The sequence below is a fragment of the Anaerobacillus sp. 1_MG-2023 genome (genome assembly GCF_030547345.1).
In the GTDB taxonomy this organism is placed as follows: domain Bacteria; phylum Bacillota; class Bacilli; order Bacillales; family Guptibacillaceae; genus Guptibacillus; species Guptibacillus hwajinpoensis_B.
This window is the reverse complement of sequence record NZ_JAUORD010000073.1, coordinates 1-329: the sequence shown is the minus strand read 5'-3', so window position 1 is coordinate 329 and position 329 is coordinate 1. Positions and strand designations below refer to the sequence as shown.

Annotated in this window: 1 protein-coding gene; it reads right to left on the bottom strand. The window is 38.0% G+C overall.

Annotated features, from left to right (window positions below):
- Positions 1–163: 163 nt before the first annotated feature.
- Positions 164–329: Asp-tRNA(Asn)/Glu-tRNA(Gln) amidotransferase subunit GatC (gatC, locus tag Q4550_RS23330; RefSeq protein ID WP_303536578.1), on the bottom strand; the 166-nt coding region annotated here is incomplete at its 5' end.

Below are 329 nucleotides of genomic sequence, written 5' to 3'. Positions count from 1 at the left end.
ATCCTGAACCGTAATCTCTTTATTATGTAGCTTTGCTTCTAATTCTTTAATTGTATGGTCAAATAATGACATCTAGGGTTTCCCTCCTTGTTTTAGAAAACTAAAGAATTTGCCTGACCTTCTGCGGCAAATGTCTTTGTTTACGGATAGAAAAGTTCGAAACTTAACTATCTCCCAGAATTGATGGTACGCGGAAATGACCGTCTTCGTGATCAGGAGCATTCTTAAATGCTTCTTCTTGCGTAATCCATTCCTTCGGTTCATCTTTACGCATTATATTTTTCAAATCAAGCACATGCGTTGTTGGCTCAATGCCGTCTGTATCCAAT